This is a genomic window from Pseudomonas sp. (assembly GCF_050739655.1).
Classification (GTDB): domain Bacteria; phylum Pseudomonadota; class Gammaproteobacteria; order Pseudomonadales; family Pseudomonadaceae; genus Aquipseudomonas.
This window is the reverse complement of sequence record NZ_JBOIBY010000723.1, coordinates 1-7,997: the sequence shown is the minus strand read 5'-3', so window position 1 is coordinate 7,997 and position 7,997 is coordinate 1. Positions and strand designations below refer to the sequence as shown.

General features: G+C 60.6%; 6 protein-coding genes and 1 pseudogene. All 7 read right to left on the bottom strand.

Going from position 1 to position 7,997, the window contains the following annotated elements:
- Window positions 1-108 precede the first annotated feature (108 nt).
- Window positions 109-1,641 carry a histidine ammonia-lyase gene (hutH, locus tag ACRESJ_RS34255; RefSeq protein ID WP_431761838.1) on the bottom strand — a complete coding sequence of 511 codons (1,533 nt, stop codon included), beginning with the start codon at window positions 1,639-1,641 and terminating at the stop codon, window positions 109-111.
- A gap of 114 nt (window positions 1,642-1,755) precedes the next feature.
- Window positions 1,756-3,279 (bottom strand): histidine ammonia-lyase, encoded by a 1,524-nt coding sequence (gene hutH, locus ACRESJ_RS34250; RefSeq protein WP_431761837.1) that lies wholly within the window; start codon window positions 3,277-3,279, stop codon window positions 1,756-1,758.
- 153 nt (window positions 3,280-3,432) lie between these two features.
- A complete protein-coding gene (locus ACRESJ_RS34245; protein ID WP_431761836.1) occupies window positions 3,433-4,263 on the bottom strand; it encodes a quaternary amine ABC transporter ATP-binding protein in 831 nt (276 codons plus the stop codon).
- On the bottom strand, window positions 4,260-5,111 hold the full coding sequence (locus ACRESJ_RS34240; RefSeq protein ID WP_431761835.1) for an ABC transporter permease: 852 nt from the start codon (window positions 5,109-5,111) through the stop codon (window positions 4,260-4,262). The genes ACRESJ_RS34245 and ACRESJ_RS34240 overlap by 4 nt, the downstream gene beginning before the upstream one ends.
- A 71-nt stretch (window positions 5,112-5,182) precedes the next feature.
- Window positions 5,183-6,151, bottom strand: a complete 969-nt coding sequence (locus ACRESJ_RS34235) for an ABC transporter substrate-binding protein (RefSeq protein WP_431761834.1) — start codon at window positions 6,149-6,151, stop codon at window positions 5,183-5,185.
- A gap of 69 nt (window positions 6,152-6,220) precedes the next feature.
- Window positions 6,221-7,693: a purine-cytosine permease family protein gene (locus tag ACRESJ_RS34230; RefSeq protein WP_431761833.1), complete on the bottom strand. Its 1,473-nt coding sequence runs from the start codon at window positions 7,691-7,693 to the stop codon at window positions 6,221-6,223.
- Window positions 7,694-7,824: 131 nt separating this feature from the next.
- A pseudogene (locus ACRESJ_RS34225) lies at window positions 7,825-7,997 on the bottom strand (urocanate hydratase); the annotation flags it as partial.

The window sequence follows — 7,997 nt, the reverse complement described above, 5'->3', positions numbered from 1 at the left end:
TTCCCACGCTCTGCGTGGGAATGCCTCAAGGGACGCTCCGCGTCCAGTGACGCGGAGCGTCACGGGCTGCATTCCCACGCGGAGCGTGGGAACGATCAGTGTGGGGGGTTAGAAGCTAGGTAGCAGTTTTGTTGTGATCAGTTCAGTCAGACACCGCGAAGCCAACAACTCAGTCGCCGCATTGATGTCTGGCGCAAAGAAGCGGTCCTTCTCGTAGAACGGCACTTCGTTACGCAGAATCGCGCGAGCCTTTTCCAGCTTCGGCGAAGTCTTCAAGCCGTTGCGCAGGTCCAGGCCCTGAACCGCGGCCAGCCATTCGACGGCGAGAATGCCCCGGGTGTTTGCAGCCATTTCCCACAGACGCTTGCCGGCTGCTGGAGCCATGGAAACGTGGTCTTCCTGGTTGGCGGAAGTCGGCAGGCTGTCCACCGAATGCGGATGGGACAGCGCCTTGTTTTCGCTGGCCAGTGCCGCGGCGGTCACCTGGGCGATCATGAAACCGGAGTTCACACCGCCATTGGCCACCAGGAACGGCGGCAGTTGCGACATGTGCTTGTCCATCATCAACGAGATGCGACGCTCGCTCAGGGAGCCGATTTCAGCGATGGCCAGCGCCATGTTGTCAGCGGCCATGGCCACCGGCTCGGCGTGGAAGTTACCACCGGAAATCACATCGCCTTCGGCAGCGAACACCAACGGGTTGTCGGAGACGGCGTTGGCTTCCACCGCCAGCACTTCAGCAGCCTGACGGAACTGGGTCAGGCAAGCGCCCATGACTTGCGGCTGGCAGCGCAGTGAGTACGGATCCTGCACTTTTTCGCAGTTCTCGTGGGAGTCGGACACTTCGCTGCGCTCACCCAGCAGGTCGCGGTAAGCAGCGGCGGCGTCGATCTGGCCCTTCTGGCCACGGGCGGCGTGGATGCGTGCGTCGAATGGCGAACGCGAGCCAAGCACCGCTTCAACGGTCAGGCCACCCAACGCCAGAGCACTGGCGAACAGATCTTCACCTTCGAACAACCCACGCAAAGCGAATGCGGTGGACACCTGAGTGCCGTTGAGCAGCGCCAGACCTTCTTTCGCGGCCAGGGTCAGCGGGGTCAGGCCGGCGACTTTCAGCGCCTCGGTCGCCTCCATCCACTCGCCCTTGTAGCGAGCCTTGCCCTCACCCAGCAGCACCAGGGACATATGTGCCAGCGGGGCCAAATCGCCCGACGCACCGACCGAGCCCTTGAGCGGGATATGCGGATAGACCTCGGCGTTGATCAGGGCGATCAGCGCGTCGATCACCACGCGACGGATACCGGAGAAACCACGGCTCAGGCTGTTGACCTTGAGCACCATGACCAGGCGGCACAGCTCGTCGCTGATTGGCTCGCCGACACCAGCCGCGTGGGACAACACCAGCGAGCGCTGGAGATTTTCCAGGTCTTCGCTGGCGATGCGGGTCGAGGCCAGCAAGCCGAAACCGGTGTTGATGCCGTAAGCGGTGCGGTTTTCGGCGAGGATCTGTTCCACGCACGCGACGCTGGCTTCGATCTGCTTGGACGCACTGCTGTCGAGGGTCAGTTTCACCGGTTGCTGATACACATCACGCAGTTGGGCGAGGCTCAGTTGGCCGGGGATCAGGTTTAGCGCTGTCATTTGGGGCTCCTTGTGAGAGTTGTAATCAACTACCAGACGCTGCACAGATATCCGTTGTCCGTCGCTTCCCGCCTTTTGAGCGGGCTGGCGCCTTGGCACGCTGGTGTAGGGAAATCAGTGCAAATTCGGTAAGGCTTTTTGCAGCACAACCGGGTCTTTCAATATGCCGGCAGCGGCGGCGATGTCCGGCGCCAGCCAACGGTCCTGATCGTAAGCCGGTACGCGTTCGCGCAGCAGACGCCACGCTGCATCCGTGCCGGCACCGAAACGTTGTTCCTTGAGGAATTCGAAGGCCTGGCCAGCCAGCAGGTACTCGATGGCGAGGATCTGCGTGCAGTTTTCCAGGGCGCGATGCAGCTTCAACGCGGCGTTGGTGCCCATGCTCAGGTGGTCTTCCTGCAGGCCCGAGGTGACGTAGTTATCGAGCACTGCCGGTTGCGCCAGCTGACGGTTTTCCGCGCACAGTGAAGCGGCGACGTACTGCACGATCATCATCCCGGAGTTTACCCCCGGATTGGCCACCAGGAAGGCCGGCAGACCACTGACGTGCGGGTTGATCAACCGGTCCAGGCGACGCTCGGCGATGGAGCCGATTTCCGCCATGGCGATGGCCAGCAGATCCGCCGCCATCGCCACCGATTGACCGTGCGGGTTGGCCTGGGACATGACGCGGAAGTTGTCCGGCGTGCCCAGCAACAACGGGTTGTCGGTGCAGCCGTTGAGTTCGATTTCGACTTGCTTGATGGCATGTTCGAGCTGATCGCGAGCGGCGCCATGCACCTGCGGAATCGAGCGGATGCTCAGGGCGTCCTGAGTACGGATGCCTTTGCTCTGGGCGATCACTTCACTGCCGTCGAGCAGCGCCCGCAGATTGATCCCGACCTGCTGCATGCCCGGATGCGGCTTGAGCGCGATGATCTCGGCGTCGAACGCGGCGATCTGCCCGCGCTGGGCCTCGAAGCTCATGGCGCTGATCACGTCGGCCCATTGCAGCAGACGCGTGGCGTCGGCGATGGCCAGGGCGCTCAGGCCGGTCATGCACGGCGTACCGTTGACCAGGCACAGCCCGTCCTTGGCGCCGAGTTGAACCGGTTGCAGGCCTTCTTCGGCCAAGGCTTGTTGCGCGCAAATGATTTGCCCGCGATAGCTGACGTTGCCAACACCCAGCAAGGCGATGCTGATGTGGGCCATGTGAGTCAGGTAACCGACCGAACCCTGGGACGGCACTTGTGGGGTAATGCCCTTGTTGAGCAACGCCAGCAAGGCTTCGACGACCTGGCGATGAACGCCGGATTTTCCTTGGGTGAAGTTGAGGATGGACGCGCACATGATCGCGCGGGTCTGCTCGTCGGCCAGCGGTGCACCGACGCCACAGGCGTGGCTGAGCAGGGTGTTGCGCGACAGTTGGCTGAGCTGTTCGTCCTTGAGGGACACGTTGCACAGCGCGCCCAGGCCGGTGTTCACGCCATAGGCGCGTTCACCACTGCTGACGATGCGCTGGACGATGGCCTGCGCATTGTCGATCCGTGCCCAGGCTTGAGCCGACAGCGCCAGCTGCGCGCCATGACGAGCTACGGCCACCACATCCTGCCAACGCAACGGGGCGTCGGCGATAACGATTTTTTCAGCCTGGGACATCTTCAACCTCTTGAATTTGATCGTTCCCACGCTCTGCGTGGGAACGCCGCCGGGGACGCTCTGCGTCCCGATTTCAGCGCATGACTCATGCCTTGCGCACGGTGACGCGGAGCGTCACGGGATGCATTCCCACGCAGAGCGTGGGAACGATCATCAAACCACCGCCGCCCGACGCTGCACAAACCGGTCGACATACTCATCCGCCGGCGAATGCAGGATCTCTTTCGGCGTGCCGACCTGGATCAGGCGGCCGTCCTTGAGGATCGCGATGCGGTTGCCGATGCGCACGGCCTCGTCCAGGTCGTGGGTGATGAAGACGATGGTCTTGTGCAGGGTTTTTTGCAGCTCCAGCAACTGGTCCTGCATCTCTGCGCGGATCAACGGATCGAGGGCGCTGAAGGCTTCGTCCATGAGGATGATGTCGGTGTCTGCCGCTAGGGCGCGGGCCAGGCCCACACGCTGACGCATACCGCCCGAGAGCTGGTGCGGGTATTTGTTTTCGTAGCCCTTGAGGCCCACGGTGTTGATCCAGTGCAGCGCACGTTCGTTGCACATGGCTTTGCTCTCGCCACGGATTTTCAGGCCGTAGGCGACGTTGTCCAGCACGGTCTTGTGCGGCAAAAGGCCGAAGCTCTGGAACACCATGCTGATCTTGCGACGTCGAAATTCGCGCAGGGCTTCCATGTCGTATTGCAGGATGTCCACACCGTCCACCAGGATCGCGCCGCTGGTCGGATCGATCAGGCGGTTGAAGTGGCGCACCAACGTGGATTTGCCGGAACCCGACAAGCCCATGATCACGAAGATCTCGCCGCTGCCGATGCTCAGCGACAGGTCGTTGACGCCGACCACGCAGCCGGTCTCGGACAGCACCTGCTCTTTGGTCTTGCCCTGGCCGACCATGGCCAGCGCATCCTTGGAGCGGTTGCCGAAAATCTTGAAGACGTTTTTGACTTCAATCTTGCTCACGGTTGCGTTGTTCATTTGCTCACCTCATGCCGTGGCCGACCATACGCCTGAGTAATGCGGTCGATCACCACTGCCAGAATCACGATCGCCAGACCGGCTTCCAGGCCACGTCCAACGTTGAGGGTCTGAATCCCCACCAGCACGTCTTCGCCCAGTCCACGGGCACCGATCATCGAGGCGATTACTACCATCGACAGGGCCATCATGGTGGTCTGGTTGATCCCGGCCATGATGCTCGGCAAGGCCAGCGGCAGTTGCACGCCGAACAGTTGCTGCCAGCGGTTGGCGCCGAAGGCGTTGATGGCCTCCATCACTTCACCGTCGACCTGGCGGATGCCCAGATCGGTCAGGCGGATCAGCGGCGGAGCGGCATAGATCACGGTGGCGAAAATCGCCGGGACCTTGCCCAGGCCGAACAGCATCAGTACCGGGATCAGGTACACGAAGCTCGGCATGGTCTGCATGATGTCCAGCAACGGCATCAATATCGAACGCAGGCGATTGCTACGCGCCGAAAGGATGCCCAGTGGAATGCCGATCAATACCGAGATGACCGTCGCCACCATCATCAGCGCCAAGGTCTGCATCAACTTGTCCCAGAGGCCGACGGCACCCACCAGGAACAGTAAACCGACGATGACGGCGGTGGTCGCGACCTTGCGGGTCGCATGCCAGGCCACACCGGCCACGATGGCCAGCATCAGCCACCAGGGCGCTGCACGCAGCAGGCTTTCAAGGTTGACGATGGCCCACAACAGGGTGTCAGAGATGTGCCGGAACACATCGCCGTAGTTGGTGACCAGCGAATCGACCCAACCGTTGACCCAGTCGGCGATGGAAAAGGTAAAGCTTTCGGGAAACATAAGGAGACTCTCAATCAAGGGGTTGCGATCAAGCATCCGACTGCCGCAGCCGGCAGCCGGAGAAGCTCAACCTACAAGGCCGCGTCGATTTTCTTGGCTGCGTCTTCGCTCACCCACTGATGCCACACTTCAGGATGTTCCTTGAGGAAGATCTTGGCCAGTTTTGGTGATTCGATTCGCTCTTTGCTCATGCGACCCAGGTTCTGGTTCAGCAGGTCGATTGGCAGGTTGACCTTTTCCAGCACGGCCACCAGTTCCGGGGCTTCGTCGTGGAAAGTCTTGGACAGGCCGACCTTGATGGTCACGGTTTTGTTTACGCCCGGCTTCTCTTCGAGTTTTACCGCGTCGACCAGGCCCATCAGCGGCGTTGGCGACCAGTAGTAGAACAGGATCGGCTCGCCACGCTTGTAGCTCGACAGCACAGCGGCATCCAGCGCCGGGCCGGTGCCTGGGCGGAAGTTGGTGTAGCTTTTTTCCAGGCCGTAGCTTTTCAGCATTTCGCTGTTGTCCAGCTCACAGGTCCAGCCGGCCGGGCAGTTATAGAAACGGCCCTTGGATGGCTCTTCAGCGTCCTTGAATACCTCGGAGTACTTGGCCAGGTCGGCAATGTTTTTCAGGTCCGGCGCCTTGGCTTCCAGCTTGCGCTTGGCATCGCCTTCGATCACGTAGCGCGGCACGTACCAGCCTTCGATGGCGCCAACCACAGGAGCGCCGACACCGACGACTTTGCCGGCCTTCTCGGCCTTGTTCCAGACCTCGCTGCGGCCAACCCACTCTTCGGCAAACACCTGGATGTCATTGCTGCTCAGGGCGTTTTCCATGGCGATGGAGTTGCCCGGCAGGCTGTCGGTCTTGCAGTCGTAGCCTTTCTCCAACACGACTTGCAGCACGTCGGTCAGCAACATGGCGCTTTCCCAGTTCAGGCCGGCGAATTTCACCGGCTTGCCCGACTCGCACCAGCCCGCTGCCTGAGTGGCGCCGGCACTGGCCAGCAGGCCCATGGAAAGCAGTGTGGTCAGCAGGGTCTTGTTCGATTTCATTGTTGTGACGCTCCTAATCATGAATTGGCTTACGGCAGTCAAGAGGCATCCAGCCCTGTCTACGTCCAATCAGGCCTGCGCCGCAGCGCGGCCGGTCCCGTTTGTTTTAGGTTGTACAACGCTGTCCTGCTCGACCGGCAGAATCAGTTGATCGGGCACTGCACCGTGCCATTTTTTTGCGCATACGTAGTACACGGCAGCGGGCAGCACCAGACCGATAATCCAGGAGATATCCACATCACCCAATGCTGCTACCAGTGGACCGGTATAGAACTTGGTGGAGATGAACGGTAACTGCACCAGCACACCGAACACGTAGACGCTGATACCGAGCATGTTCCAGCGGCCGTAACGACCATTAGGGTCAGCCAGCGCCGGTACGTCATAGCGTTCGCGGGTAATACAGTAGTAGTCCACCAGGTTGATTGCGCTCCATGGCGTGAAGAACGCCAGGAGGAACAGGATGAATGACTTGAACGCACCGAGGAACGAGTGCTGGCCGAGCAACGCCATCAGGGTCGCCGCACCGACAATGACCAGTACGAAGAGCAAGCGCTGCATGCGCGATACCTTCAGGTCACCACGGAAACCGCTGATGATGGTCGCAATGCACATGAAGCTGCCGTAGGAGTTCAGCGTGGAGATGGTGACCTTGCCGAACGCGATGCTGAAGTACAGCAGCGCAGCGGTGGCACCGGTACCGCCCAAACCAACGATGTAGGCCACTTCGTGCCCGGCGAACTGACCGTTGGCCGAGGCCGCGGCAAATACACCAAGGATCATCGCCACCTGTGCGCCAATGACCGAACCTGCGCCTGCGGCAAAAAAGGTTTTCACCGAAGAAATCTTGCTCGGCAAATAGCGGGAATAGTCAGCCACGTAAGGGCCGAAAGCGATCTGCCAGGAGGCCGCAAGCGACACCGCAAGCAGGAAACTGCTCCAGCTGAAGTGACGGATTTGCAACAGAGCGCCAACGTCAACCTGGCTCATCAGACGACTGAACAGATACACAAAGGCAATCACGCCAATGACACTGGCCAGACGGCCGATCCAATGGATCACCCGATAACCGAGCACCGTGACCAGCACGATGACACTGGCGAAAACAAGAATACCGACGCTGTCGCTGACGCCAAACAACTGGCCCAGGGCCTGCCCGGACAGCACCGTGCCCGTGGCAGTGAAACCGAGGTACATCAGGCACACCAACACAATCGGGATGGCCGCACCATAAACACCGAACTGCACGCGGCTGGAGATCATTTGCGGCAGGCCAAGCTTCGGCCCTTGCGCCGCATGCAGCGCCATCACCCCGCCGCCCAGCAGTTGACCGATCAACAGACCGATCAACGACCAGAACACATCCCCGCCGAGCACCACGGCCAGAGCGCCGGTGACGATTGCGGTGATTTGCAGGTTGGCACCCATCCACAGGGTGAACTGGCTGAACAGACGACCGTGTCTTTCCGCTTCCGGGATGTAGTCGATCGAGCGCTTCTCGATCAACGGTTTGTTGCCTGCACGTTCGTCAGTAGCAGCCATGATTCAACCTCTGTGGATTGTTATTCTGGGTTGGTAATCCCCTGTAGGAGCTGTCGAGTGAAACGAGGCTGCGATCTTTAAAGATCAAGATCAAAAGATCGCAGCCTTCGGCAGCTCCTACAGGGCAAGCATTACTTGCCGGTGATCATCGGCAGGTTCAGCCCTTGTTCCTTGGCACAGTCGATGGCGATCTGGTAACCGGCATCGGCGTGACGCATAACGCCGGTCGCCGGGTCGTTGTGCAGCACGCGAGCGATACGCTCGGCCGCTTCATCGGTACCGTCGCAGACAATCACCATGCCCG

Bases quoted from the DNA above. Each gene is read 5' to 3' on its own strand.
- hutH (WP_431761838.1), bottom strand. From the start codon at position 1,641: ATGACAGCGCTAAACCTGATCCCCGGCCAACTGAGCCTCGCCCAACTG.
- hutH (WP_431761837.1), bottom strand. From the start codon at position 3,279: ATGTCCCAGGCTGAAAAAATCGTTATCGCCGACGCCCCGTTGCGTTGG.
- ACRESJ_RS34245 (WP_431761836.1), bottom strand. From the start codon at position 4,263: ATGAACAACGCAACCGTGAGCAAGATTGAAGTCAAAAACGTCTTCAAG.
- ACRESJ_RS34240 (WP_431761835.1), bottom strand. From the start codon at position 5,111: ATGTTTCCCGAAAGCTTTACCTTTTCCATCGCCGACTGGGTCAACGGT.
- ACRESJ_RS34235 (WP_431761834.1), bottom strand. From the start codon at position 6,151: ATGAAATCGAACAAGACCCTGCTGACCACACTGCTTTCCATGGGCCTG.
- ACRESJ_RS34230 (WP_431761833.1), bottom strand. From the start codon at position 7,693: ATGGCTGCTACTGACGAACGTGCAGGCAACAAACCGTTGATCGAGAAG.